Annotated in this window: 21 protein-coding genes and 1 pseudogene; 14 read left to right on the plus strand and 8 right to left on the minus strand. The window is 66.8% G+C overall.

Translation table 11 applies throughout. From position 1 onward, the window contains the following. Window positions 1-300 precede the first annotated feature (300 nt). Window positions 301-1,692, plus strand: coding sequence for a DNA repair protein RadA (gene radA, locus C7I84_RS28220; protein WP_106775546.1), 1,392 nt, complete (start codon window positions 301-303; stop codon window positions 1,690-1,692). Between the two features lie 62 nt (window positions 1,693-1,754). Continuing rightward, window positions 1,755-2,396, plus strand: coding sequence for a CvpA family protein (locus C7I84_RS28225; protein WP_106775547.1), 642 nt, complete (start codon window positions 1,755-1,757; stop codon window positions 2,394-2,396). A gap of 21 nt (window positions 2,397-2,417) precedes the next feature. Here C7I84_RS28225 and C7I84_RS28230 read toward each other — a convergent pair whose 3' ends face one another. Further along, window positions 2,418-2,777 (minus strand): VOC family protein, encoded by a 360-nt coding sequence (locus C7I84_RS28230; protein WP_106775565.1) that lies wholly within the window; start codon window positions 2,775-2,777, stop codon window positions 2,418-2,420. Between the two features lie 137 nt (window positions 2,778-2,914). Between C7I84_RS28230 and purF the strand changes: the two genes are divergently transcribed. Both purF and C7I84_RS28240 read left to right on the plus strand, forming a co-directional pair. Continuing rightward, the gene (purF, locus tag C7I84_RS28235; RefSeq protein WP_106775548.1) at window positions 2,915-4,384 is read left to right on the plus strand and encodes an amidophosphoribosyltransferase; all 1,470 of its coding nucleotides are present in this window, start codon (window positions 2,915-2,917) and stop codon (window positions 4,382-4,384) included. A 372-nt stretch (window positions 4,385-4,756) separates the two neighbouring features. After that, window positions 4,757-5,071 (plus strand): helix-turn-helix domain-containing protein, encoded by a 315-nt coding sequence (locus tag C7I84_RS28240; protein WP_106775549.1) that lies wholly within the window; start codon window positions 4,757-4,759, stop codon window positions 5,069-5,071. A gap of 81 nt (window positions 5,072-5,152) precedes the next feature. Here the strand turns inward: C7I84_RS28240 and C7I84_RS28245 are convergent, their stop codons facing one another. After that, window positions 5,153-5,563 carry a DoxX family protein gene (locus tag C7I84_RS28245; RefSeq protein ID WP_106775550.1) on the minus strand — a complete coding sequence of 137 codons (411 nt, stop codon included), beginning with the start codon at window positions 5,561-5,563 and terminating at the stop codon, window positions 5,153-5,155. Window positions 5,564-5,742: 179 nt separating this feature from the next. Here C7I84_RS28245 and C7I84_RS28250 point away from each other — a divergent pair, with 179 nt between their 5' ends. After that, the gene (locus C7I84_RS28250; protein ID WP_106775551.1) at window positions 5,743-6,489 is read left to right on the plus strand and encodes an SDR family NAD(P)-dependent oxidoreductase; all 747 of its coding nucleotides are present in this window, start codon (window positions 5,743-5,745) and stop codon (window positions 6,487-6,489) included. Here the strand turns inward: C7I84_RS28250 and C7I84_RS29855 are convergent. Further along, a complete protein-coding gene (locus C7I84_RS29855) occupies window positions 6,471-6,653 on the minus strand; it encodes a hypothetical protein (RefSeq protein WP_133170182.1) in 183 nt (60 codons plus the stop codon). The two genes, C7I84_RS28250 and C7I84_RS29855, sit on opposite strands and share 19 nt — an antisense overlap. Between C7I84_RS29855 and C7I84_RS28255 the strand changes: the two genes are divergently transcribed. From C7I84_RS28255 to C7I84_RS28265, 3 genes and pseudogenes are all read left to right on the plus strand, one after another. Further along, entirely contained in the window at window positions 6,652-7,539 is an 888-nt protein-coding gene (locus C7I84_RS28255) for a DMT family transporter (protein WP_106775552.1), read from the plus strand. The genes C7I84_RS29855 and C7I84_RS28255 overlap by 2 nt on opposite strands. 95 nt (window positions 7,540-7,634) lie before the next feature. Next, window positions 7,635-8,524: pseudogene (locus C7I84_RS28260) on the plus strand (DMT family transporter). 237 nt (window positions 8,525-8,761) lie between these two features. Continuing rightward, window positions 8,762-10,990 (plus strand): AMP-binding protein, encoded by a 2,229-nt coding sequence (locus tag C7I84_RS28265; RefSeq protein WP_106775553.1) that lies wholly within the window; start codon window positions 8,762-8,764, stop codon window positions 10,988-10,990. Window positions 10,991-10,993: 3 nt separating this feature from the next. On the opposite strand, the gene C7I84_RS28270 is transcribed toward C7I84_RS28265, so the two are convergent. Both C7I84_RS28270 and C7I84_RS28275 read right to left on the minus strand, forming a co-directional pair. Beyond that, the gene (locus C7I84_RS28270) at window positions 10,994-11,812 is read right to left on the minus strand and encodes a CDP-alcohol phosphatidyltransferase family protein (protein ID WP_106775554.1); all 819 of its coding nucleotides are present in this window, start codon (window positions 11,810-11,812) and stop codon (window positions 10,994-10,996) included. Window position 11,813: 1 nt separating this feature from the next. Beyond that, window positions 11,814-12,626, minus strand: coding sequence for a phosphatidylserine decarboxylase (locus tag C7I84_RS28275; protein WP_106775555.1), 813 nt, complete (start codon window positions 12,624-12,626; stop codon window positions 11,814-11,816). Window positions 12,627-13,465: 839 nt separating this feature from the next. Here C7I84_RS28275 and C7I84_RS28280 point away from each other — a divergent pair. The 6 genes from C7I84_RS28280 to C7I84_RS28305 all read left to right on the plus strand — a co-directional run bounded on the left by C7I84_RS28280 (window position 13,466) and on the right by C7I84_RS28305 (window position 21,601). Beyond that, window positions 13,466-16,270 carry a beta strand repeat-containing protein gene (locus tag C7I84_RS28280; protein ID WP_106775556.1) on the plus strand — a complete coding sequence of 935 codons (2,805 nt, stop codon included), beginning with the start codon at window positions 13,466-13,468 and terminating at the stop codon, window positions 16,268-16,270. A gap of 491 nt (window positions 16,271-16,761) precedes the next feature. Then, window positions 16,762-17,742 carry a sugar ABC transporter substrate-binding protein gene (locus C7I84_RS28285; RefSeq protein WP_106775557.1) on the plus strand — a complete coding sequence of 327 codons (981 nt, stop codon included), beginning with the start codon at window positions 16,762-16,764 and terminating at the stop codon, window positions 17,740-17,742. Beyond that, a complete protein-coding gene (locus tag C7I84_RS28290; protein WP_106775558.1) occupies window positions 17,739-18,740 on the plus strand; it encodes an ABC transporter permease in 1,002 nt (333 codons plus the stop codon). Before C7I84_RS28285 ends, C7I84_RS28290 begins: the two co-directional genes overlap by 4 nt. Beyond that, window positions 18,737-19,492, plus strand: coding sequence for an ATP-binding cassette domain-containing protein (locus C7I84_RS28295; protein WP_106775559.1), 756 nt, complete (start codon window positions 18,737-18,739; stop codon window positions 19,490-19,492). Before C7I84_RS28290 ends, C7I84_RS28295 begins: the two co-directional genes overlap by 4 nt. An 83-nt stretch (window positions 19,493-19,575) precedes the next feature. Then, window positions 19,576-20,655, plus strand: coding sequence for a Gfo/Idh/MocA family protein (locus C7I84_RS28300; RefSeq protein WP_106775560.1), 1,080 nt, complete (start codon window positions 19,576-19,578; stop codon window positions 20,653-20,655). Window positions 20,656-20,704: 49 nt separating this feature from the next. Continuing rightward, a complete protein-coding gene (locus C7I84_RS28305) occupies window positions 20,705-21,601 on the plus strand; it encodes a sugar phosphate isomerase/epimerase family protein (RefSeq protein ID WP_106775561.1) in 897 nt (298 codons plus the stop codon). A 610-nt stretch (window positions 21,602-22,211) separates the two neighbouring features. Here C7I84_RS28305 and C7I84_RS28310 read toward each other — a convergent pair. From C7I84_RS28310 to C7I84_RS28320, 3 genes are all read right to left on the minus strand, one after another. Continuing rightward, window positions 22,212-24,098 carry an ABCB family ABC transporter ATP-binding protein/permease gene (locus C7I84_RS28310; protein WP_106775562.1) on the minus strand — a complete coding sequence of 629 codons (1,887 nt, stop codon included), beginning with the start codon at window positions 24,096-24,098 and terminating at the stop codon, window positions 22,212-22,214. 62 nt (window positions 24,099-24,160) lie between these two features. After that, window positions 24,161-24,526 carry an ArsR/SmtB family transcription factor gene (locus C7I84_RS28315; protein ID WP_106775563.1) on the minus strand — a complete coding sequence of 122 codons (366 nt, stop codon included), beginning with the start codon at window positions 24,524-24,526 and terminating at the stop codon, window positions 24,161-24,163. Between the two features lie 143 nt (window positions 24,527-24,669). Continuing rightward, window positions 24,670-25,398 (minus strand): class I SAM-dependent methyltransferase, encoded by a 729-nt coding sequence (locus C7I84_RS28320; protein ID WP_106775564.1) that lies wholly within the window; start codon window positions 25,396-25,398, stop codon window positions 24,670-24,672. Between the last annotated feature and the right edge of the window lie 525 nt (window positions 25,399-25,923).

A 25,923-nucleotide genomic window follows, 5' to 3' on the forward strand; every position in this document is an offset into this window, starting at 1 on the left:
TGGCCTTCCAGGGCGAGTTCACCCGCTTCTCCGATCTTGCCGAGGAGCATCATTTGCCGGATCGGTTCGAATGAGTGGCGTCCAGCATGGCTAGGCTGGCGGGACAGCACCCCCCTCTGTCCTGCCGGACATCTCCCCCGCAAGGGGGGAGATCAGCCTTCGCGTCGGCTTTCGCCAATCGCCAACGCTGGAGAAGGAGCGGGGGCCGCGAAGCTGCCAATCTCCCCCCTTGCGGGGGAGATGTCCGGCAGGACAGAGGGGGGTGCTGTCCCGCCGACATTTCCGAACGAGTGACGTCACGTGGCTAAACCCCGCGTCCAGTTCATCTGCCAGGCCTGCGGCAATGTCAGCTCGCGCTGGGCGGGCAAGTGCGACGCCTGCGGCGAGTGGAACACGCTCATCGAGGAAGGCACGGCCGGCGGCATCGGCAGCGGCCCTTCCGCCCTGCGCTCGGCGCGCAAGGGCCGCGCCGTGGCGCTCACCTCGCTTTCCGGCGAGATCGAGGACGCGCCGCGCATCGCCAGCGGCATCGGCGAACTCGACCGCGCCACCGGCGGCGGCTTCGTGCGCGGCTCGGCGCTGCTGGTCGGCGGCGATCCCGGCATCGGCAAGTCGACGCTGCTGACCCAGGCCGCCGCCGCTCTGGCCGGAAAAGGCCACCGCATCGTCTACGTCTCGGGCGAGGAGGCGGTGGCGCAGATCAGATTGCGGGCGCAGCGCCTCGGTGTCGCCTCCTCGGCGGTCGAGCTCGCGGCCGAGACCAATGTCGAGGACATTCTGGCCACCATCGCCGACGGCCGCCGGCCGGACCTTGTCATCCTCGATTCGATCCAGACGCTGTGGACCGACGCCGCCGATTCGGCGCCGGGCACGGTCACCCAGGTGCGCGCGGCGGCGCAAACCATGATCCGCTACGCAAAGTCGACGGGCGCGGCGATCGTGCTGGTCGGCCACGTCACCAAGGAGGGCCAGATCGCCGGGCCGCGCGTGGTCGAGCACATGGTCGACGCCGTGCTCTATTTCGAGGGCGAAGGCGGCCACCACTTCCGCATCCTGCGCACCGTCAAGAACCGATTCGGCCCCACCGACGAGATCGGCGTGTTCGAGATGGGCGACAAGGGCCTGCGCGAGGTATCTAACCCCTCGGAGCTGTTCCTCGGCGAGCGCCACGCGGCGGCGCCGGGAGCGGCCGTTTTCGCCGGTATCGAAGGTACCCGGCCGGTGCTGGTCGAAATCCAGGCGCTGGTGGCGCCGACCTCGCTCGGAACGCCGCGCCGCGCCGTGGTCGGCTGGGATTCGGCCAGGCTCGCCATGGTGCTGGCGGTGCTGGAGGCGCATTGCGGCGTGCGCTTCGGCCAGCACGACGTCTATCTCAACGTCGCCGGCGGCTACCGCATCACCGAACCGGCCGCCGATCTCGCGGTCGCGGCGGCGCTGGTGTCGTCCCTGACCGGCCTTGCCCTGCCGGCCGATTGCGTCTATTTCGGCGAAATCAGCCTTTCGAGTGCGATCCGGCCTGTCGCGCATGCGCAGCAGCGTCTGAAGGAAGCGGAGAAGCTGGGCTTCGGGCAGGCTGTCCTGCCGCGCGGCGGCGAGGATACCGGCGGCAACGACCGCCTGTTCCAGCCGGCCACGCTGGCGGACCTGGTGGTCCGGATCGCCGGCTCGCTGCGTCGCGACGCGGACGACTGACGGGACGAAAAAAATGCCTGCGAGGCGCTGGGCGGTCCCGCAGGGGATGAAGTGGGGAATGGATGCCGATAACACTGCTTGACGGAGTCCTGGTCGGCTTCACGCTCGTCTCGGCGATGCTCGCCATGGTTCGCGGCTTCTCGCGCGAGATCCTGTCGATCGCCTCGTGGATCGCCGCGGCGGCGGCGGCCTATTTCTTCTACCGGCCGGTCCTGCCCTACGTGCAGCCCTATATCGACAACGACCAGCTGGCGATGGCGGCGGCGGCCGGCATCGTGTTCGTGGTGGCGCTGATCATCGTGTCGCTGATCACCATGAAGATCGCCGACCTGATCATCGATTCGCGCATCGGCGCGCTCGACCGCACGCTCGGCTTCCTCTACGGCGCGGCGCGCGGCGTGCTGGTCGTGGCGATCGCCCTGTTGTTCTTCGACTGGCTGATCGGAACGCAGCGCCCGGCCTGGATCGCCGACGCCAAGTCGCGGCCGATGCTGGAAAGCGTCGGCACCTGGCTGGAAGGTTTCCTGCCGGCCGACCCCGAGAACTCCATTTTGAAGCGGATCGTTCCCGGCGAAACCGCCCCCGAGGCCCCGCAGCCGGATGCGGAGGCACCCGACGCCGACGCGCCGCCCGCCGACACCGCCCCGGCCGACAATCCGCCGGCCGAGACGCCTCCGGCCGAAACGCCGCCGGCGAACAACTGACCGGCAGCGGACGCGGAGCCGTCAGGACAGTCCCTTCTTCTCCACCACGCAGAAGGTGTTGCCGTCGGGGTCGGCCAGAACCACGTAGTCGGCGCCCGGCGGATAGCGCCAGTCCACCCCGCTGGCACCGAGCGCGAGCAGCCGCTCCACTTCCGCTGCCGCATCGTCCGCATAAAGATCGAGGTGGTGGCGCTGGTGGGTCTCGGCATCCGAGGTCACCAGCTTGATCGCCAACTGCACGCCCCGTCCGTCACGCGGCACGAGGATGGCCCAGTCCTCGGACGGCTCGCGAAGCGGGCGATAGGCCAGCGCCTGCGTCCAGAACTCGATGGCGCGGCGAACATCGCGCACGCCCCAGACGATCGAACCGATTCGAAGCATCATCGCCTCCGCTGTGTCGTCCGCGCATCTGGGGCGGCGCGCCCGGAGGTCAACGAGGACCGCGCGGATTTGTCATTGGCATTGGGCGGCGGCTTGCCCTATATGACGGTTTTCCGACACTGGGTGGGCGTGCCCCGATGGCAGACGCAGAAACTCTCCTCGCCGCCGAGGCCGACGACCATTTTCATGACGAATGCGGCGTGTTCGGCATTTTGGGCCGGCAGGACGCCGCGGCGATCGTCACGCTCGGCCTGCATGCGCTGCAGCATCGCGGCCAGGAGGCGGCCGGCATCGTCTCCTTCGACGGCACGCAGTTCCATGTCGAGCGGCATGTCGGCCTGATCGGTGACACCTTCACCAAGCAGTCGGTGATCGACCGCCTGCCCGGCACCCGCGCCATTGGCCACACCCGCTACGCCACCACCGGCGGCGCCGGCCTGCGCAACGTGCAGCCCTTCTTCGCCGAGCTTTCGACCGGCGGCCTGGCCGTCGCCCACAACGGCAACATCACCAACGCGCTCACCGTGCAGCGCACCTTGCAGAAGCAGGGCGCCATCTTCTCCTCGACCTCCGACACCGAGACGATCCTGCACCTGGTCGCCACCAGCAAGGAGCGCGACATCAACTCGCGCTTCATCGAGGCGATCCGCCAGCTCGAGGGCGCCTTCTCGCTGGTGGCGCTGACGTCCAAGAAGATGATCGGCGTGCGCGATCCGCTCGGCATCCGCCCGCTCGTGCTGGGCGACCTCGACGGCGCCTGGATTCTCGCCTCCGAGACCTGCGCGCTCGACATCATCGGCGCCCGCTTCGTGCGCGACCTCAAGCCCGGCGAGATGGTGGTCGTCACCTCCAAGGGCATCGAGAGCCACTTTCCCTTCGAGCCGCAGAAATCCCGCTTCTGCGTGTTCGAATATGTCTATTTCGCCCGCCCGGATTCGTCGGTCGAGGGCCGCAACGTCTACGATGTCCGCAAGCGCATCGGCGCCGAGCTGGCGGCCGAGAGCCCGGTCGAGGCCGACATCGTCGTGCCGGTTCCCGATTCCGGCACGCCCGCCGCGATCGGCTTTTCCCAGGCGGCCGGCATCCCGTTCGAGCTCGGCATCATCCGCAACCACTATGTCGGGCGCACCTTCATCGCGCCGGGAGATTCGATCCGCCACATGGGCGTGAAGCTGAAGCACAACGCCAACCGCCGAATAATCGAAGGCAAACGCGTGGTGCTGGTGGACGATTCGATCGTGCGCGGCACCACCAGCCAGAAGATCGTGCAGATGGTGCGCGACGCCGGCGCGAAGGAGGTGCACATGCGCATCGCCTCGCCGCCGACGCGCGCCTCCTGCTTCTACGGCGTCGACACGCCGGAGAAGGCAAAACTGCTGGCGTCGCGCATGTCGGTGGAGGAGATGGCCGACTTCATCCGCGTCGATTCGCTCGGCTTCCTTTCGCTCGACGGGCTCTACCGCGCCGTCGGCGAGGCGAACCGCAACGCCGAGCAGCCGCAGTTCTGCGACGCCTGCTTCTCCAACGAATACCCGACCCGCCTCGCCGATTTCGACGGGGCCGACAATGTGCGGACGCTGTCGCTGCTGGCGACGGGCGGGCAGTAGGGAAACCAGCCCGCCTCGATGTCCGATACGATGACTTTGTGGGAGCAACTGAAAGCGACCGCTCCTTTATCAAGGGGACGCTGTTCGATCACGTGATAGTCAAAAAGAATATCACAACTCCGTTGGGTTCAGATTTTCTAGAAGTTCAAGTTCGTGAAACGAGCAAATCCGCCGAGAGATATTTGCTATTAAAGTCGAGAGGCGGAGACATCAATGTATACGTGCCCCTAGACGCGTCGGCTGCCGGAGAGTTGGTCGATTTCATAGAGCAATCGTTCTTACACCGGAAAACTCGATAACTCTTCTGCAACTTCCGCGAACGAAAGCCTGAGCATGAGGTGCATGAGGTATTGAACGTCCTGCACGGTCACGATGACTGAAAAACAGAATCCTCATCGCGGTTCGACACTTGACGCTTTTCTCGGCGACGAAGGCCTCGGCGACGAAGCCGCCACGATCGCGGTCAAACGTGTCATTGCCTGGCAGTTGCAGGAAGCGATGGCCGAACAAAAGATCAGCAAGACCGACATGGCGGCGCGCATGTCGACGAGACGCCGGCAGTTGAGCCGTGTACTCAATCCCGACGATGGCAATGTGACGCTCGATACATTGCAGCGCGCGGCGAAAAGCTTTGGGCCATTCACTGCGCCTCGAATTGATTTAACCAATCACGCAAGCCAGGAGTGAACGGCCCGCTGGTTTCCTCGGCGTGGTCCGATCGGTGCTGCCACCCGTCGCAATCCGCCGGCCAGGCCGGCCAAAACCTGCTCAGCTCTCGCGCCGCCAGATCATTCCCCGCCCAGTCGCCAGCTTCTCCCCCGGACCGTGCACGGCGGCGTAGAGCAGCCCGGCCAGGAAGGTGAAATGGTCGACGAAGAAGCCGAACTCGACCTGATTGCCCTCCCAGCGGTTCGGGCCATGGAAGGCGAAGGCGAGGAAGATCACGTAGGCGCCGGCGAGCAGCGCGGCCTCCGAGAAATAGGCGCCGGTCAGGAAGGCCAGCACCAGCGCGACCTCGAAGATGGCGGCCAGCCAGGCCAGCAGCAGCGGGAACGGAAAGCCGGCCGCGGCGATGTAGCCGGCCGTGTCCGCCATGCCGGCGAACTTGAAGGCCGCGGCCATGGCGAAGGCGCCGGCGAAGATCAGCCGGGCGACGAGGATTGCGGCGGTTCTGCCCATTGCTTAAAACTCCGATTGCCGTTTGCACCCAAGGACGCGGGACGCGGCCGGCTTCCGACATGGGGCGCGAAAATTCTCCGGGCAAGGGCGCGGCAAGGCGCCCGCCTTTCCGGGGTTTCGCCGTCGGCGGATTCGTCCTATCTGGTGCCGCTGTAGAAACTGTCCAACCGGATGCCCGCATGTCCCCTGCCCCCGATCTCTCCGGCCGCATCGCGCTGGTCACCGGCGCCTCGCGCGGCATCGGCTATTTCACCGCAAAGCATCTCGCCGCGGCGGGCGCGCACGTCATCGCCGTCGCCCGCACGGTCGGCGGGCTGGAAGAGCTCGACGACGAGATCAAGGCCGCCGGCGGCCAGACAACGCTGGTGCCGCTCGACCTCGCCGACATGCCCGGCATCGACCGGCTCGGCGGCGCCATCCATGAGCGCTGGGGCAAGCTGGACATTCTCGTCGCCAATGCCGGGGTGCTCGGCACCATCTCGCCGATCGGCCATGTCGAGGCGAAGACCTTCGACAAGGTGATGACCATCAACGTCACCTCGACGTGGCGGCTGATCCGCTCGGTCGATCCGCTGCTGAGATTGTCCGACGCCGGCCGCGCCATCGTGCTGTCGTCCAACGCGGCGCATACGGCGCGCGCCTTCTGGGGACCGTACGCGGCTTCCAAGGCGGCGGTGGAGACGCTGACGCGCTCCTGGGCGGACGAGACGAAGAACATGCCGCTGCGCGTCAACGCCTTCGATCCGGGCCGCACGCGCACGGCGATGCGGGCGCAGGCCGTGCCGGGCGAGGATCCGATGACGCTGCCGCACCCCTCGGAGGTCGCCGCGAAGATACTGCCGCTCGCCAGCCCCGGGCTCACCGAGACCGGGCTGATCTACCAGGCCCAGAACGACCGTTTCGTCGCCTACCAGCAGCCGGCGTAGAGGCCGATCGACAGCGTCCGGCTGCTGTCGATCGACAGCGGCGCGGCGGCCGTCCCTGCCCCAACTCTCGGCAAGCCGTGGTGCAGCGCGGCAGGCGCAGCCTCGTATAGCGTGAGCGCCACTCGGCCGCGCGCCCGCGCGGCATTTCCACGGCAACCGCTCATGTCGAACATCCTGTCCGCTCAACCGGCCGAGCGCGTCTTTGCCGGCATCCTGCTGACCAGCATCGCCTACTTCCTGTTCTCGGCGCAGGACGCCTCGATCAAGCTGCTGGTGGCGGGCATGTCGGTGTGGCAGATCCTGTTCGTCCGCAGCGCCGTGATCCTGGCCGGCTGCGCCGCGGCTGGCGGCGTCAAGCTCTTCCGCGACACGGCGCGCTCGCCGATCATCGGCGCCATGTTCCTGCGCAGCCTGATCATCCTCGGCGCCTGGCTCTGCTACTACACCGCGGCCAAGGACCTGCAGCTCGCCGAGATGACCACCATCTACTTCGCCGCGCCGGTCATCGTGACGGTGCTGTCGGTGTTCATTCTTCGTGAGGAGGTGCCGCTGCTGCGCTGGGCGGCCGTCGTCATCGGCTTCGTCGGGGTCTTCATCGCCTGCGACCCGGCGAGCCTCGGCATCACCCTGCCGGTGCTGCTGGTGCTCGCCGCCGCCTTCCTGTGGGCGCTGTCGATCGTGCTTTTGCGCAAGATCGCGCTGAACGAGCGGACCATGGTGCAGCTCGTCCTCAACAACGGCTTCTCGCTGGTGGCGGCCACCGTGCCGTTGGTTATGCTGTGGCAGACGCCGGGCCCCGGCGAGATCGCCCTGCTGGTGCTGGTCGGCTTCTTCGGCGGCGCCGCGCAGTTCGCGCTGTTCGAAGGCATGAAGCGTGCCGCCGCCTCGGTGATCGCGCCGTTCGAATACACCTCGCTGGTCTGGTCCTTCGCCTTCGGCTACCTGATCTGGAACGACGTGCCGCGCCAGGAGGTCTTCGCCGGTGCCGCCCTGATCATGCTCGCGGGCCTGCTGATCATCGGCGGGGAACAGTTCCGCCGGCGCGGCTGACGGCGCGGGGACGCCTGGAGCCGATCGTCTCCTGACACTATGCTGTCGGGGCCGGCGCTCTATCGTGGCCGATGATCTCGATCCGGAAGGCGGGAATGGACGCCAGGTCACGGCACGAACGGCGACTCGGCGTGGTGCTGATCGCCGCATCCGCGGTCACGTTCGGGCTGGCCGGCGTGCTGACGAAGTCGATCACGGCCGACCCGCTGGTGATCGCGTGCTGGCGCGGCCTGGTCGGGTCGCTTCTCATCGGCCTCTACGTGCTGTGGCGCAGCCGGCACGGCAAGCTGCGCCGGAGCTTGAAGCTAGGCTGGCGCGGCTGGGCGCTGGCGATCGTCGGCGCGGCGGCAAGCGTCGCCTTCATCTCCGCCTTCAAGCTCTCCTACGTCGCCAATGTGACGATCATCTATGCGACCGTGCCGTTCGTCGCGGCCCTGCTCGGCTGGCTTCTCCTGGCGGAGCGCATGGGCTCGCGCACGCTGCTGACCGCCGCGCTGGCGCTGGCCGGCGTCTCGGTCATGGTGTTTTCCGGCATCCACCGCGGGGCGTCGCTCGGCGACGTGCTCGCCATGGTCATGACGGTGCTGAGCGCCCTCTATATCGTCATGATCCGGATGTTCCGCGGTGTCCCCGTCGTATGGGCGGGCGCCGTTTCGGCCTTCCTGCTCTTCCTGCTCGGCTGGATCGTCGCCGATCCGCTCGTCGTCGGCGACCGCGACGTCCTGCTTCTCGTGGCCTTCGGCGCATCGTTCGCGATCGCGGTCATCCTCTGGACCGAGGGGGCGCGGCTGCTGCCGGCAGCGGAGTCCGCCTGCTGGGGCTCGCGGAACTGCCCTGCGCCATCCTCTTCGCCTGGCTGTTTCTGGCGGAGATCCCGCCGCGCGAGAGCGTGATGGGCGGCGCGATCGTGCTTGCCGCCGTGTTCTGGCACACAGGCCGAGACTGGCTCGAGGGCCGTGCCCGCAAGGAGGTCCGGGCTGGATAAAAAGTTGTTCGCCGCGCGGAACAATTGCACGGCAACGGCGTTTGAGGCGGAGACGGGCACCCCTTCCCCCAAGCCCACCCCCTAGCCCGTCCCCCTTCGAGCCAGCTTTCGGGCTGGCTTTTTTTTAAGGCCCGGCCGATGCCGGGCATGTGCATTGACGTGGGTTGCCGATCGACTACCTTTCCGGCGGCCGTCCGGCGAGGATTCGCCGGACGAGCACGGGTTGGGAGGCGCGGCATGATCCTGACTGGCATTGTACTCGGCACGCTCGCCGCAGCCTATCTGGCATTCGCCCTGCTGCAGGTGTTCCGGCTCGGCCTGTCGCTGCACCAGGCGCTGCTCTACGTTCCGCTCAAGCTCGCCTATCGCATCGACGACGGGCAGATCCGCCTGGCGCGCCGCGCCGACGCTCCGGTCGTCTACGTGGTGACGCACCAGTCGCGCCTCGATCCGGCGCTGATGCTGGCGCTGCTGCCGGGCGACACGCTGCACATCCTCGACGAGCGGGCGGCGCGGGCAGCCTGGCTCGAGCCGTGGCGCGAGCTGGCGCGCACCATCGCCTTCAACGCCGAGCATGTCTTCGTCAGCCGCCGGCTGGTGCGGGTGCTGAAGCGCAAGGGCAGGATCGCCGTCTACATGCCCGAGACCGTCGAGCCGGAGGTGCGCGCCTTCCGCCTCTACCGCGCCGTGGCGCGCATTGCCCTGCAGGGCGATGCGCGCGTCGTCCCGATCTTCATCGACGGCGCCCGCCGCCTGCCCTTCTCGCTGATCGACGAAGCCAACGCGCCGCGCCGCCTGCTGCCGCGCCTGCGCATCGGTGCGGCCGAGCCGCTGACCGTAGCGGAACTGGTGAGCCGGGCCGGGGCGGCGACGCCCACCGCTTCCGGCGCCGCCTTCGACCGCGTCGCCGAGGTGCGCAGCCGCGTGCCCTATGCCGGGCTGACGCTGTTCCAGGCAGTGCAGGCGGCAAGCCGCCGCTTCGGCGCCGACCGGCCGATCGTCGAGGACGTGATCAGCGGAACCCTGAGCTACCGGCAGCTGCTGATGGCGGCCCGCATCTTCGCCGGGCGCTTCGCCCGCATCACCGCGCCGGGCGAGCCGGTGGGCGTGCTCCTGCCCAACTCCAACGGGTTTGCGCTGACGCTGCTTGCCTTGATGTCGGCCGGGCGCGTCGCGGCGATGGTGAATTATACGGCCGGCCCGGCCAACGTGACCTCGGCGGTGCGCACGGCTCCGATCCGCACCATTGTGTCGTCGCGCGCCTTCGTCGAGAAGGCTGGGCTGGACGACATCGTCGAGGCCGCCAAGGCCGGCGGGGGGCGGTTCGTCTGGATCGAGGACCTGCGCGACGGCATCAGCAGCTTCGACCGGCTGGTCGCGGCGCTGTTCTGGCGCAACTCCGTAGGCGCGCAGCACGCCGGAGCCCCGGCGCTGATCATGTTCACCTCCGGCTCCGAGGGGACGCCGAAGGCGGTCGTGCTGTCGCACCGGAACCTCATCGCCAACGCCATGCAGGTGGAATCGCGGCTAGCGATCGGCCCCCGCGACTTCGTCATGAACGTGCTGCCGGTGTTCCACGCCTTCGGCCTGCTCGGCGGGCTGATCCTGCCGCTGCTCACCGGCGTCAGGACGCTGCTCTATCCCTCGCCGCTGCACTACAAGCAGATCCCGCAGACGGCGGCGAAACGCCGGCCGACGATCCTGTTCGCGACCGACACCTTTCTCGCCGCCTATGCCAACGCCGCCGACGACGGCGACTTCTCCAGCCTGCGCTTTGCGGTGGCCGGCGCCGAGCCGTTGCGAGCCTCGACCCGCCGCACCTGGGCCGAGCGCTTCGACACGCAGCTGCTCGAGGGCTTCGGGCTCACCGAGGCGGCGCCGGTGGTGGCGCTCAACACGGCGACGCACAACCGCGAGGGCTCGGTCGGGCGGCTGCTTCCGGGCATGCGCATGAGGCTGGAGCCGGTCGAGGGCGTCGCCGAGGGCGGGCGCCTGTGGATCGCCGGGCCCAACGTCATGATGGGCTACATGTCGGCCGACCGGCCCGGCCAGCTTCAGGGCCTGCCGGACGAATGGCACGACACCGGCGACATCGTCTCGGTCGACCGCGAGGGGTTCCTCGCCATCCGCGGCCGGGCGAAGCGTTTTGCCAAGATCGCCGGCGAGATGGTGTCGCTCGGCGCGATCGAGATGCTGGCGCACACCGCCTGGCCGGAGGACCGCCACGCGGTGGTCGCCGTGCCGGACAAGCGGCGCGGCGAGCGCATCGTGCTGGTCACCACCGCCGACAACGCAGAGCCTGCGGAGCTGCGCCGCCACGGCAAGCAGGCCGGCATCGCCGAGCTCGCCCTTCCGCAGGACATCGTGCAGGTCGACGAGATCCCCATCCACGGCACCGGCAAGACCGACTACGCGGCCACCCGGCGGCTGGCGCTGGACCGGCTGGGGCTCGCCAATGCGGCGTGAGCGCTACGGCTGAGGCGGCTCCGGCGCAAGTTCCTTGGCGGATTCGCGCGCTGCCCGGCGCGAGTAGGCCGCGGCGCTGAGCGGCAGGAATATGAGATAAGCGAGCACGCCGACCGACAGCGTCTGCCAGGGATAGGTGAACAGCAGCAACGCGAAGAACACCACGCCGAGGATCATCGGCATGACGGTGTCGCCGGGCACGCGCAGGCGCTTGGCCGACCAGACCGGCAGCCGGCTGACCAGCAGGAAGGCGACCATGATGGTAAAGCCGGAGGCGATGAAGGCAGCGGTGCGGCTGGGCTCGACCACGCCGATGAAGACCAGGTAGATGGGCAGCAGCACGATGACGGCGCCGGCCGGCGCGGGAATGCCGACGAAATACTCGGCCTGCCAGGCCGGCCGGGTCAAATCCTCGTCGAGCACGTTGAAGCGCGCGAGCCTGAGCCCGCAGGCGATGGCGAACAGCAGCGCGGCAATCCAGCCGGGCGACCCGGCCTGGTCGAGCAGGAAGGCATAAAGCACCAGCGCCGGCGCCACGCCGAAATTGACGATGTCGGCGAGCGAATCCATCTGCGCGCCGAATTTCGACGTCGCCTTCAGCATGCGGGCGAGGCGCCCGTCGATGCCGTCGAGAAAGGCCGCGATCAGCACCATCACCACGGCAATCTCGAAGCGGTTCTCGAAGGCGAGCCTTATGCCGGACAGGCCGGCGCAGATCGCCAGCACGGTAATCAGGTTGGGCAGCATCAGGCGCAGCGGGATCTCGCGGATGCGCGGGCCGCCGCGGCCGTGCGGCTCGAAGCGCTGGAATGGCCGCGGCACGCTAGGAAACCCTGACCAGCGGCGTCGCGGCGCTGCCGCCGAACTCGGCGACCACCGTCTCGCCGGCCACCGCCGTCTGGCCGACGGCGACGCGCGGGGTCGCGCCCTGCGGCAGGAAGACGTCGACGCGCGAGCCGAAGCGGATCAGTCCGAAGCGCTCGCCGACGCCGATATTGCCGCCCTGCTCCGCCCAGCAGACGATGCGCCGGGCGACGAGGCCGGCGATCTGCACGGCGGCGACCGTGCCGTTCGGGCTGTCGATGACCACGCCGTTGCGCTCGTTCTCGCTGCTCGCCTTGTCGAGCTCGGCGTTGAGGAACTTTCCAGGCCGGTGCTCGATCTTGACGATGCGGCCGCGCACGGGCGAGCGGTTCACATGGCAGGAAAACACGTTCATGAACACCGAGATGCGGGTCATCTCGCCAGTGCCCAGCCCGAGTTCGCGCGGCGGCACGGCGGGCCCGACCGCCGAGACCACGCCGTCGGCCGGACTGATCACAAGCCGGTCGTCGGCGGGTGTCACACGCTGCGGATCGCGGAAGAAATAGGCGCACCAGCCGGTCAGGATCAGCCCGATCCAGAAGAGACTGGTGGAGAACAGGCCGAGCAGCAGCGCGACCACCGCGAAGCCGGCGATGAAAGGCCAGCCCTCGCGGTGCACGGGCACGAAGGCGTTCTTGACGGTGTCGACGAGGCTCATCTCTCTCCGGCCGGCTTGATCAGCATGGCGCCTATGTAGGGGAAAGCACGACAAGCCGCAACGCGGCGCTTCCCGTTCTTCATGCCAGCCAACCCGAGGCGAGGCGTAATCCATTACCGGGCAAACCGCACGGCAGGATTGCCGAAACTCGAATAGTGCAATTTATAGATGAATTGGCGTGCCACGCGCGCGAGACCTTTCGGACGGTTACGGGAATTGCGCGTTATACAGGCGAAGCGGCAGCAAACGGTAACCGCCAAGTGGGGCCAATCGAGCACCGGCAAACCCGCGCGACGACAACGCCGGCGGCATCATACCGAGACGCAAGGTTGATGAGCAGCACGCATGTGTTGCAGTTTCAACAAAGATGCGTTCATTCCAGATCTGGCGACGATCGGCCAACCACCTAGCAAGCAACGACATTTTGCGATTTCACGGATATACTTAAAGTATAATCAATCATAGATTGTGTAACCCAATCGCAATTTCCTCTTGTCTGGACATAATATCTTGCGTAATGTAATAAAAAAGAAAAGTTGTTTAACCAATATCTTGAGGCTCCCTCCCTTGCTACTGGAGCTTCGCCCGTCCCGAGACGTGGACGCTGGGGCAAGATGGTAAACAACAGACCAGGCGCTTGAAGTATCAAGCATCTGGAATGGGAGACATCTGCAAAAATCATCCCACGGTGCGAACCGCCTGAGCTGTCCGCTCCTTGGGTAATGCGGGACTGCCAACGCCATCGTGTCGCGGGCGGGAGACCTGACGCGTTGCCGTGGTCGTTTCGGCTGGGCTCATCTGGATGCGGTCGTGAGACGGAGCGCGGATCTTGCCGCGCCCGACGGCCGCCTGTTGCCCTGCCCTTGCCGCGCGAGAACCGGCCAATTCCGGCCCGGGGACCGGGCGCGCCGCGCAATCCGGATCAACCTTGATCAGAACAGGAGTTTCGATCCATGGCCGTCACCACAAGCTATTCATTCGGTTTCGTCGAGAACATCGATCCTTCCTTCATTACCAGTCGTGCCGACGCCACCAGCCTGTCCGACGGCGGCATCGCCGTCGTCGGCGATCATGCCGGGCACGCCGACCTCACGACCTTCGAGGCCGACGGAGACATTGCAGGAAACGCGCTCAGCATCACCGGCGTCGACGCGGCTGTGACCCAGCTCAGCAACGGAAACATCGTCGTGCTCTCGGACACCGGCACCGACATGTCATTCCGCATCGTCACGACCACGGGCGCGACCGTGCGGGCCGACACCAGCATCGGCGAAGGCGGGCCCGACGTCCTCGATCCGGAAGTGGCCGCCCTGGCCGGCGGCGGCTTCGTCGTCGCCATCCAGGATTTCTTCGGCGGCACGGACAACGACGTGGACCTCCGTATCTACGACAACGACGGCAACCTGCTCTTGAACTTCGCGGTCGATGCCAGTGGCGCCAATGACCAGAACCCGAGCGTCGCCGGCCTCAACGACGGCGGCTTCGCCGTCGCCTGGCACCGGAACATCGGCTCCAGCAACGAGATGTGGTATGCCGTCTACAATGCCGACGGCTCCGTGCGGTTGGCGCCGACGCAGCTCGACCCATTCGGCACCGTGAACCGCAATGCCAGCGTGGTCGCGCTCGACAATGGCGGCTTCGCCATCGCCTACGAGGACAATGGCTGGTCCGGCACGGACATCGACATCACGCTCGCGCGCTTCGACGCCGCCGGCACATTCCTCGACTGGGACGACATCACGCAGAGCACCCAGAACGAAACCGCGCCGTCAGCCACGGTGCTTTCGAACGGCATGATCGCGGTCGCCTACACCGACGACCTGTTCAGCGACACCGACACGAGAGTCACGCTCGTCGATCAGAACACTGGCGCGGCACTTGGAAACTCTACGGTCGGCGGCTCGTTCAACAACGAATCGGAGATCACGATCGCCGCCATGAACAACGGCAAGATCGGGGCGTTCCACACCGATTCGACCACCGGCGACGTCGTCGGCTCGATCCGCCAGGCCACCCGCTTCTCGACCAGCGACGCCGCCGCCGACACGATCATCGTCGACAGCCTGCGCGACGTCGCGTCGGGCAATGCCGGCGACGACACGTTCCAGGGCGGCGGGCTGGATGCGTTCACCAGCGACTCGATCGACGGCGGCGCCGACTTCGACCGGATCCTGGCGACGGGCGACATCAGCCTCGTCGACACGGCGGTGAACTCGATCGAGGAGATCGAGATACAGTTCCCGAACCCGGCGACCTCGGTGACCGTCCGTGCCGACCAGATCGGAGCCGGTCTCGCCGCCAACCTGGTCGTCGACTTCAGCGCCAACGGCACGCCGGACAAGTTCCGCGTCGAAATGCTGACCGACACAAGCGTCGACCTTTCGCAGTTGCAGGTGTTCGATTTCAACGCAGGCGTCGGCGAGCTCGACCGGCTGATCGTGCTCGGCGACAACGACAACGAGACCATCCGGGGAACCAATGTCCGCGACGAGATCTTCGCCACCGGCGGCAACGACGTGCTCGACGGCGGTCTCGGCAACGACCACCTGTCGGGCGGCACCGGATCCGATCGGGCGAGCTACGCCAATGCGGCGGCCGGGGTGGTTGCCAGCCTGTCCAGCCCCGCCGCCAACACCGGCGAAGCCGCGGGAGACACCTACAACTCCATCGAAAGCTTGACCGGCTCGGCCTTCGACGACACGCTGACCGGCACCAACGGCATCAATAGCCTCATCGCAGATGCGGGCAACGACATTGTCGACGGCCTCAACGGTGCCGACGGTCTGTTCGGCCAGGACGGCAATGACGTGCTGATCGGCGGTGCCGGCGCGGACACCCTCTCCGGCGGCCTGGGTTCCGACCGCGCCTCCTATGCCACCGCTGCGGCCGGCGTCGTCGCCAATCTCTCCAATCCCGCAGCCAACACCGGCGATGCCGCCGGCGACACCTACAACTCGATCGAGAGCCTTACGGGCTCCGCCTTCAACGACACGCTGACCGGCAACAACGGCGCAAACAGCCTTCTCGGCGGCGACGGCAACGACACTCTCGTCGGCCTTGGCGGCAATGACGGCCTGTTCGGCAACAATGGCAACGACGTGCTCATCGGTGGTGTCGGCGCCGATACGCACTCCGGCGGCACCGGTTCCGATACCGCCTCCTACCAGACGGCGGCCGCGGGCGTGACCGCAAACCTGGCAAATGCCGCGCTGAACGCCGGCGAGGCAGCCGGCGACACCTACAACTCGATCGAGAACCTGACCGGCTCGGCCTTCGGTGACAATCTCACCGGCAACAACGGCGCCAATGTCATCCTCGGCGGCAACGGCAACGATACGCTGACCGGCGGGGGCGGCAACGACACCATCAACGGCGGCAACGGCAACGACACCGTCAATGGCGGGCTGGGCAACGACAGCCTGACCGGCGGGGCAAACAACGACAACTTCCTGTTCAACACCGCGTTGAATGCCGTCACCAATGTCGACGACATCACCGACTTCAACTTCGTCAACGATACGATCCAGCTGGAGAACGCGATCTTCAACGCGATCGTCGGCGTGGGCGTCCTGAGTGCCGCGCAGTTCACCGCCAACGCCGCCGGGACGGCGACGACCGCCTCCCAGCGCATCATCTACGAGACCGATACCGGCAACCTGTTCTACGACGCCAACGGCAGCGCCGCCGGCGCCTCGGTCCTGTTTGCCACGCTGACGGCCGGCCTTGGCATCACCAACAACGACTTCTTCATCGTATAGATGCAGCGAAGCCGCGGGCGCCGAGTTCGGCGCCCGCGGCGAGCGGCGCCGGGATCGGCCCACTTCGTCCGTCGGCCAAGCTGACCGGACCGGTCCGGATCCAGCCCAGCAGACCATCGTCCTTCTCCATTCGATTCCCGATCGTCACTCCGTCGTCGGTTGCGCCTTGCCGTTCCGCATGCGTATCCAAAAATCGCTATGCAGAGATTTTTATATTGACGCACGTAAAATTTTTCTCAAACATGCGGAAACGCGAAAGCGATATTCGAGCCGGCTCTTTGGGAGGAGACAGTGGCTTCAGACCGTGAAGGACCGCCCGCCGGTCCGAGTTTTCCGCCACATGACGGAATTTCCGTTCACCGCCCGCTGCGATGGCGGACGTTCGGACCACGGCGCTTTTCCATTCAACCTTGAAGCACCTTCAGCCCGCAGCCGCCCAAGGCGGTTCGCAACCGACCGGCCGACAAGCAGATAAAACAGGAGGAGAAACGATGCGCTTATTCAATCACCTGATCGTCGGAGCCAGCCTGCTGGCCGCCCTGCCCGCCTACGCCCAGGACGGGACCAAGGTCGCGGCCATCATCAAGGGGCTCGACAATCCGTTCTTCCAGTACATGCACCAGGGCATCGAGGAGCAGGCGAAGGCCATCGGCGCCGCCGTGACCGTGCAGGCGGCGCAGAACATGGGCGACGCGACCGGCCAGGCCGACAAGCTGACCGCCATGGCGCTGCAGGATTTCGGCTGCTACCTGGTCAACCCGATCAGCGTCTCCAACCTCGTGCAGGCGCTGGTGCCCGTCGCGCAGAAGAAGGCGCCGATCGTCAACATCGACAGCAGCATCGACCCCGAGCAGGCGAAGGCGGCCGGCTTCGCCGTCACCACCTATATCGGCACCGACAATGTCGCGGCCGGCGTGCTGGCCGGCGAGGAAATGCTGAAGCTCGTGCCCGCCGGCTCCAAGGTCGCGCTGGTCGCAGGCATCGTCGGCGACGTCGGCAGCAACGCCCGCATCAAGGGTTTCAAGCAGGCCGTCGAAGGCAAGCTCGAGGTGGCCGTGGAGGTCAGCGCCGACTGGGACCGCGAGAAGGCGCTGACCGCGGCCACCGACATCCTCGCCGCGCATCCCGACCTCGCCGGCTTCTTCGCCGCCAACGACATCATGGCGCTCGGCATCCAGCGGGCGGTGCAGACGTCGGGCAAGGACGTCAAGGTGATCGGGCTCGACGGCATCGTCGACGCGCTGAAGTCCGTCGCCGCCGGCGAGCTCTCGGCAACCGTCGCGCAATATCCATTCGTGGTCGGCGCCATGGGCGTGGAGGCCTGCGTCGCGGCGGCCAAGGGCAACACCCTGCCCGCCAAGGTCGACGCGCCAGTGCTTTTGATCAACAAGGACAATGCCGAAGCCTCGCTGAAGAACTTCCCGCGTCCGGGCGGCGACTATCCCGATCCCTTCGGCGAGATGCTGAAGTGAACAATCCCGCCGACAACGCGCCCGTTCAAAAGGCGGGCGCGACCGAGGAGAGCCGTACCTCCCTGACGGCTCTCCTCACCGATCTGTCCTTCTGGGCCGACTGGGCCTCGGTCGTCGGCCTGGTCGGGCTGGTCATCGTGTTCGGCATCGCCCAGCCGATATTTCTCAGCGTCGCCAATCTGCAGGCATTGCTGCTGGCGGCGGCGATCCTGGTGGTGCTGGCGACGGGCCAGACATTCGTGGTGGCGACGTCGGGCATCGACCTGTCGCTGGCGGCCGCCGTCATGCTGGGCGCCATCGTGCTCGGCCTCGTCCACGCCGCCGGCTGGGGCATTTTCCTGGCCTGCGTGCTCGCGGTCGCCGCCACCAGCGCGGTCGGCCTCCTCAACGGAGTGCTGATCACCGTCGGCAAGATTCCCGATTTCGTGGTGACGCTCGGCACGCTTTCCGCCATCACCGGGCTCGGCCTGATCCTTTCAGGCGGCGAGCCGACCATGGTCGGCAGCCCGTTCCTGCTGAAACTGACGTCGGGCTCGTTCGGGCCGTTCGGCTATCCGGTCTGGGTGGCGGCGGGCGTTGTGCTGGCCGCCCATGTCGCGCTCTTCCACACCCGCTTCGGCGTGCATCTGCTGGCGACCGGCGGCCAGGCCGAAAGCGCCCATTCGCTGGGCATCCGCACCAACCGCATCAAGATCGCCGCCTATACGATTTCCGGCTTCTGCGCCGGCATCGCCTCGCTGCTGCTGGTGGCGCGCATCGGCTCGGCCGAACCCCTCATCAACACCAGCCTGCTCCTAAATTCGGTGGCCGCGGTGGTGCTGGGCGGCGTCAGCCTTTTCGGCGGCCGCGCCAGCATACTCGGCCCGGCGATCGGCGCGCTGATGCTGACCGCGCTGGTCAACGGCCTGACCCTGCTCAGCGTCTCGGCCTTCTACCAACCCCTGGCGGTCGGCGCCATCGTGGTGCTGGCGGCCCTGATCATGCGGTATCAGCGATGAGCGGCGAACCGTCTTCCGAGGCGATCCTCGCCTGCAAGGGCCTGAGCAAACATTTCGGCGGCGTGCGGGCGCTCTCCGACGTCAGCTTCGAGGCCCGCCGCGGCGAGGTCACCGCGGTCATCGGCGACAACGGCGCCGGTAAGTCGACGCTGATCCGCTGCCTGGTCGGCGTCAACGTGCCGGACGATGGGGAGATCTTCTTCGACGGCAGGCGGCACCCGTTCGCCAATCCCGACGAGGCGCGCAAGGCCGGCATCGAGACGGTCCACCAGAACCTGTCGCTGATCGACGAGCTGACCGTCGTCCAGAACCTGTTCCTGAACCGCGAGATCGTCCGCCGGGTCGGGCCGCTCGCTTTGCTCGACCGGCCCGCCATGAAGCGCGAGGCGCGGGCCATGCTGTCGCGCCTTTCGATCAACGTGCCGTCGGTCTCGGCGCGCGTGCGCCGCCTGTCGGGCGGGCAGCGGCAGGCGATCTCGATCTGCCGCGCCGTCGGCTCCGGCGCCAAGGTGGTGGTGATGGACGAGCCGACCGCGGCACTCGGGGTGCAGGAGACCGCCAATGTCGAGGCGCTGATCCGGCGGCTGCGCGAGCAGGCCGTCAGCGTCGTCCTGGTGAGCCACAATTTCGACCAGGTGCGGCGCCTGTCCGACCGGATCTGGGTGATGCGCGCCGGCCGCGTGGTCGCCACGGTCCAGTCCGCCGAGACGACCGGCAACGAACTCGTCGCGCTGGTCACCGGCGCCGCCTGACAAACCTCTTCCCCCTGCCGGCGGCGGGACACGCCGCCGGTTCGTTCAATGCCCGACCAGAAAATGCCTGGGAGCAAAAAAGAATGTCCGTGATCCGTGTCGGCCTTGTGGGCCTCGGCGAAGTCGCCCAGTCGATCCACCTGCCGGTGCTCGCCGACCAGCGCGACCGCTGGCAGATCGCCGGCGTCTATGACGTCTCGCCGAGCCTGGTTGCGCGATGCAGCGCCGAATATCCGACGGCAAAAGCTTTCGAGTCCGCCGAGGCGCTGATCGGCTCGCCGGACATCGACGCGGTCTTCGTGCTGTCCTCCGACGAGACGCACAGCCGTTTCGTGCGCGCCGCCATCCGGGCCGACAAGCATGTCCTTCTGGAAAAGCCCGCCTGCCTGACGGTGCGGGAGATCGACGAACTGCTGGAGCTCTCGTCGACCTATGACAAGACCATCTTCGTCGGTTACATGCGGCGCTATGCGCCGGCCTATCTGGCGGCCAGGGAGGAACTGCCGGCCTTCGCCGACATCACCCATGTGCGCATCTTCGACCTGATTTCCGAGGGACGGCATTTCCTCAAGAAGAGCCAGGACATCCTCTATCCCACCGACATCGATCCGGACCTGCTGGCGCGCGGCGCCCGCGAGCGCGAGGCGCTGATCCGCGAGGTGGTGGGCGCCGATGCGCCGGCCGACCTGGTGCGCGCCTATCGAGGCCTCACCGCGCTGAGCTCGCACCACATCTCGGCGATGCGCGGGCTGCTGGGCGAGCCGGTGCGCGTGGTGTCGGCGCACCGCACCAATGGCGGCGCCAACACCGGCGTCACCTTCGACTATGGGCATTTCGCCGCCTATTACGACGCGGTGGTCGACGATCTCGGGCTGTTCGACGCGATGATCGAGGTGCGGTCGAACACCAGGCGGGTGCGCATCATCTACGACACACCCTATATCCGCAGCCTGCCGACGCGCCTGGAAGTGACCGAGAGCGGGGCCGCCGGGCCGGTTACGAGGACGTTCGGCCCGCTCTACGGCGACGCCTTCTCCAACGAGTTGGAAGTCTTCCACCGGCATATCCACGACGGCACCAGGCCGGCGACCGACCTGGCGGATTCGCGTCGCGATCTTGCGCTGATGGCCGAGATCATCGGAAAAATGAAGCAGGCTTCGTGACTCCTCGCCGGGGCACAGCTAGGACATTGCACGCAGGAGGAGAAAAGACATGAGCAACAAGCTGGGCGTCCACGCTCTCGTCTGGGAGGCCGGATGGAGCAATGACGAATGCGCGCGGGCGATCGCCAAGACCGCCGAGGTCGGCTACGACTTCATCGAGGCGTCCGCGCTCGATCCGCGCTCCTTCGACGTCGACTTCACCCGCCGCCAGCTCGAAAAGAACGGCATCGGCATAAATTTTTCCCTGGGACTGGACGCCGACACCGACATCTCCAGCGGCGACAAGGAGAAGGCGGCACGCGGCAGGAGGCGCCTGGAGGACGCGCTGACGCTCGCCCGCGACACCGGCGCGACGCATGTCTGCGGCATCCTCTATTCGGCCTTCCAGAAATACAGCGTGCCGACCACCGCGGCGGGCCTGGCGATGGCCGTCGACGTGCTTGGCGAGGTCGCGGAGATCGCGGCGCGCAGCGACATCACGATCGGGCTCGAAGTGGTCAACCGCTACGAATCCAACGTGCTGAACACCGCCTCGCAGGGCGTGGAGCTGTGCAAGCGGATCGGCGCGCCAAACGTCAAGGTGCATCTCGACGTCTATCACATGAACATCGAGGAATCCGACATCGGCGCGGCCATCGCCGAGACCGGCGATTACATCGGCTATTTCCACACCGGCGATTCGCACCGCGGCTATCTCGGTTCCGGCTCGATCGACCTCGCCGGCGTGTTCCGCGCGCTGGTGCGGACCGGCTATCAGGGGCCGATCGCCTTCGAGAGCTTTTCGTCGCGCGTCGTCGGCCAGCCGCTGGAGGGCATTCTGGGCATCTGGCGCAATCTTTGGGAGGACGGCCACGATCTTGCCTCGCATGCGCTGCTCTACACCAAGGCGCAGCTCAAGGCGGCGCAGGAAGCGCATCGGCAGGCGGAGCGCAGCCGGCTGCCTTGAGTGGAATGGCGGGCGGAGAAGAATCTGCCTTCTCCGCCTCCCCCTCGGGGTCGGCGCATCTTCTCCAGGTCGTGGCAGGGCAATCTGCATAATAAACGGCGATGAATTCGCCACGTCCTACCCCCACCCCTAACCCCTCCCCTCAAGGGGGAGGGGGACTTTGCGGCAGCCGGCCGAGCGAAATCGGCTGCGATTGGCGCCTGGCGCAGAGGCGAGCCGATCCCCCTCCCCCTTGTGGGGAGGGGCTAGGGGTGGGGGTAACTTCCTATGCAGTTGTCCTGGCCTCGATGAGGCGATGAAACGGAAATCACCCCACCTCGGGCGTGCGGCGGCGCGTGATGACGCCGTATTCGTCGCCCTCGCGGGCGATGCGCAGCCGCTCCTCGGCTTCCGTCATAAACGGCGATGAATTCGCCGCGTCGTACCCCCGCCCCTAACCCTCCCCTCAAGGGGGAGGGGGACTTTGCGGCAGCCATGCCGAGCGAAATCGTCTACGATTGGCGCCTGGCGCAGAGGCCAGCCGATCCCCCTCCCCCTTGTGGGGAGGGGCTAGGGGTGGGGGTAACTTCCTATGCAGTTGTCCTGGCCTCGACGAGGCGGGGAAACGGAATCACCCCACCTCGGGCGTGCGGCGGCGCGTGACGACGCCGTATTCGTCGCCCTCGCGGGCGATGCGCAGCCGCTCTTCGGCTTCCGTCGCCTCGCGCTGGCGTGCCCACATGGAAGCGTAGAGCCCGTCCTTCGCCAGCAGTTCGGCGTGGCGGCCACGCTCGGCGATGCGGCCGTCCTTCAGGACGATGATCTCGTCGGCCGAGATCACCGTCGACAGGCGGTGGGCGATGACGATGGTGGTGCGGCCGCGGCTCACCATGTCGAGCGCCGCCTGGATCTCCTGCTCGGTATGCGAATCGAGCGCCGAGGTCGCTTCGTCCAGCATCAGGATCGGCGGCGCCTTGAGGATGGTGCGGGCGATCGCCACGCGCTGCTTCTCGCCGCCCGACAGTTTCAGGCCGCGCTCGCCCACCATGGTCTCGTAGCCGTCCGGCAGGTGCTCGATGAACGGGCCGATCTGCGCAAGGTCGGCGGCCTGGCGGATGTCCTCCGCCGAAGCGTCGAAGCGGCCGTAGCGGATGTTGTAGGCGATGGTGTCGTTGAACAGCACCGTGTCCTGCGGCACCATGCCGATGACGGAGCGCAGGCTCTCCTGGGTGACGCCGCCGATGTCCTGGCCGTCGATCAGGATTTTTCCCGACTGCACGTCGTAGAAGCGGAACAGCAGCCGCGAGATCGTCGACTTGCCGGCGCCCGACGGACCGACGATCGCCACGGTCTTGCCGGCCGGCACCTCGAAGCTGATGCCCTTCAAAATCTCGCGGTTGGGATCGTAGGAAAAGTGCACGTCGCGAAACTCGACGCGGCCCTCGGCCACGGCGAGCGGCCTGGCGTCCGGCCTGTCCTCGATCTCGGCCGGCACGTCGAGCAGGTCGAACATCTGCTCGATGTCGGTCAGGCCCTGGCGGATCTCGCGGTAGATGAAGCCGATGAAGTTGAGCGGCACCGAAAGCTGCATCAGCATGGCGTTGACGAAGACGAAGTCGCCGATGGTCTGCGTGCCCGCCGCCACCTCGCGCGCCGACATCAGCATGATCACCAGCATGCCGGCGCCGAAGATGGCGCCCTGGCCGAAATTCAGCCATCCGAGCGACGTCCAGGTCTTTGTCGCCGCGACCTCGTAGCGGGCCATGGAACGGTCGAAACGCTGTGCCTCCATGCGCTCGTTGTTGAAATATTTGACCGTCTCATAGTTGAGCAGCGAATCGATCGCCTTGGTGTTGGCGTCGGTGTCGCTGTCGTTCATCTCGCGGCGGATGGCGATGCGCCAGTCGCTCGCCCATACGGTGAACCAGGTGTAGAGCAGCACCGTGACGGCGACGACCACGACATAGAGCCAGCCATAGGCGACGGCGAAGATGACGGCGGTCAGGGCGAATTCGAGGACGGTCGGCAGCGTGTTCAGGATGGTGAAGCGCACGATCGTCTCGATGCCCTTCACGCCGCGCTCGATGATGCGCGACAGGCCGCCGGTGCGGCGCTCCAGGTGGAAGCGCAGCGACAGGTCGTGCATGTGCACGAAGGTCTTGTAGGCGAGCTTTCTCACAGCATACTGGCCCACGCTGGCGAACAGCGCGTCGCGCAACTGGTTCAAGCCCACCTGGATCAGCCGCACGACGTTGTAGGCGATGACCAGCGCCGCCGGCACCAGCAGGAAGGCCGGCAGCGGCGGCGGCGTGTGCGCGTCGCCGGCCAGCGCGTCTGTCGCCCATTTGAAGAAATAGGGCACGGCGACCAGCACCAGCTTGGAGACGATGAGGTAGAAGGTCGCCCAGACCACGCGGGCGCGCAGGTCGGCGCGCTCGTCCGGCCACATATAGGGCCAGAGATGAACGAGCGTCTTCAGGGTCGAACCTGAGTCCGCCGAGACAGTCTTTTCGGCCAATTTTTTCTTCCCTGTCTTCCGCCCCGTCGACGGCCAAACCGCGCGGTCGGATTTTGGTTCTTTCAAAGCTCGCGGATGCGCGGTTCCGTGCAGCCGACCGGCTGCGGCTCGTCGCAGCAGGCCTCGACCAGCGCCGTTACCCCTTGCGCGGTGGCCGCGAGCGCCTCCCGGTCGATCTCGTAGATGGAGCGCTGCCGGTCTGGCTTGACGCGGACCAGGCCCGCTTCGACCAGCACCTTCAGGTGCTGCGACACCGTCGACTGGGCGAGATCGAGCCGTCCGACCACGTCCTTGCAGCAGCAGCGGTCGCTGGCGGCGAGATACCGGAGAATCTCCATCCGCTTGCGATGCGACAGCGCACCGAGGCGCTCGGCCAGCCGTTCGGCGGGCAGGCATTCGGCGGACGTGGCGGGCGACAGCATCTTCATCGTCTATCGACGATAGACGATGAAGTGCGGATCGACAACTGCTCGAATGACGATTTCAGGATTTGTGTTCCCCCGCGCAGGCGGCGGGTGGAATTTCCGTTCCCGCGCCGCGGCGGACATTTATCGTCCGCAGCGGCGGAGGTCTATCGCCGCGCGGAGACGAGAAGCATCATCGGCCGCTCCAGCTCCTCCGCCAGTTCGGGCGTCTGGGCGATCTGCTGGCGCGACGGGGCGAACTCCTCGACGCCAAGTATCTCGAAGCCCGCGCGGATCAGCGTGTTGAGCGTCGTGCCGATGGTCCGGTGATGCTTGATCACGCCCTTGGCGAACCAGTCGGTCCGGCGCTCGCCTTCGACGGAGTAGCGATTGACCGGCCAGGTCTTGCGCCCGTCCTCGTCGGCGAACCAGTGCGGGTGGATCGCTGCCATGAAGATCGGGTGCTCGATGGTGAACACGAGATGCCCGCCGGGAACCAGCGCCTGATGGAGCACGCGGACGAGGCGGTCGAAATCGCCGATGTAGTGGAAAGTCAGCGCGCTGTAGGCGAGGTCGAAGGCCGCCTTCGGCAGGTCCAGGACCTCGAGATCGGCGATGCGGTATTCTACTGCGGGATCGCGCGTATCCGCCCTTGCCCGGCCGATCATGTTCTCCGACAGGTCGAGGCCGAGCACGGAGGCCGCGCCCTGCTCGCGCATCCAGCGCGACGCCCAGCCGAAGCCGCATCCCAGATCGACGACGCGCTTGCCGGAGAGCGCCGGCAGCATCGCCCGGATGGCGGGCCATTCGGGGGCACCGTCGAGGCCACGCACCTGTCTCGGGATCCGGCTGTAACCGGCGAAGAAGTCGGGGTTGTCGTAGATGTTCTGTGCCATCGGATTTCTCCATCGTGTCGGACGGGACGAGGCACCTTCAAGACCGAAAAAACCTCGTCCGCGGGGGCGAGGCCAGGGTTGGCGATTACAGCTGATCAGTCAGCGTGGTCGACATCCCGGCATCCCGCCTTTGGGGATGCCGGCGAACCGGGAAACAATATGGGTGTCCTTGTCGGCCATGGCGTCGACCATCAGCCAGACGGCCGCTCCGGTCAAGCCGCAAGCCATCCGTATGCAGGGCGATCGCATATGGAAGTTCTGGAAGCGTCGGCGGGCGGGTTACCCCCACCCCTAACCCCTCCCTCAAGGGGGAGGGGGACTTTGAGGCCGCCATGCCGAGCGAAATCGTCACCGATTCAAGTCTGGCACAACGGCGGCAAGATCCCCCTCCCCCTTGAGGCAGGGCTGTCCGGGGAAAGTCATGCATAGTGGAAAGCCATCTGGTTTGGCGAGCATCGGGGTCTTCTATGGCTCGGATTGACGGGCGGCGGGCGTTCGATGGCGGCGATGTGGCGGCGCTCGAAC

The organism is Kumtagia ephedrae, assembly GCF_003012745.1.
In the GTDB taxonomy this organism is placed as follows: domain Bacteria; phylum Pseudomonadota; class Alphaproteobacteria; order Rhizobiales; family Rhizobiaceae; genus Kumtagia; species Kumtagia ephedrae.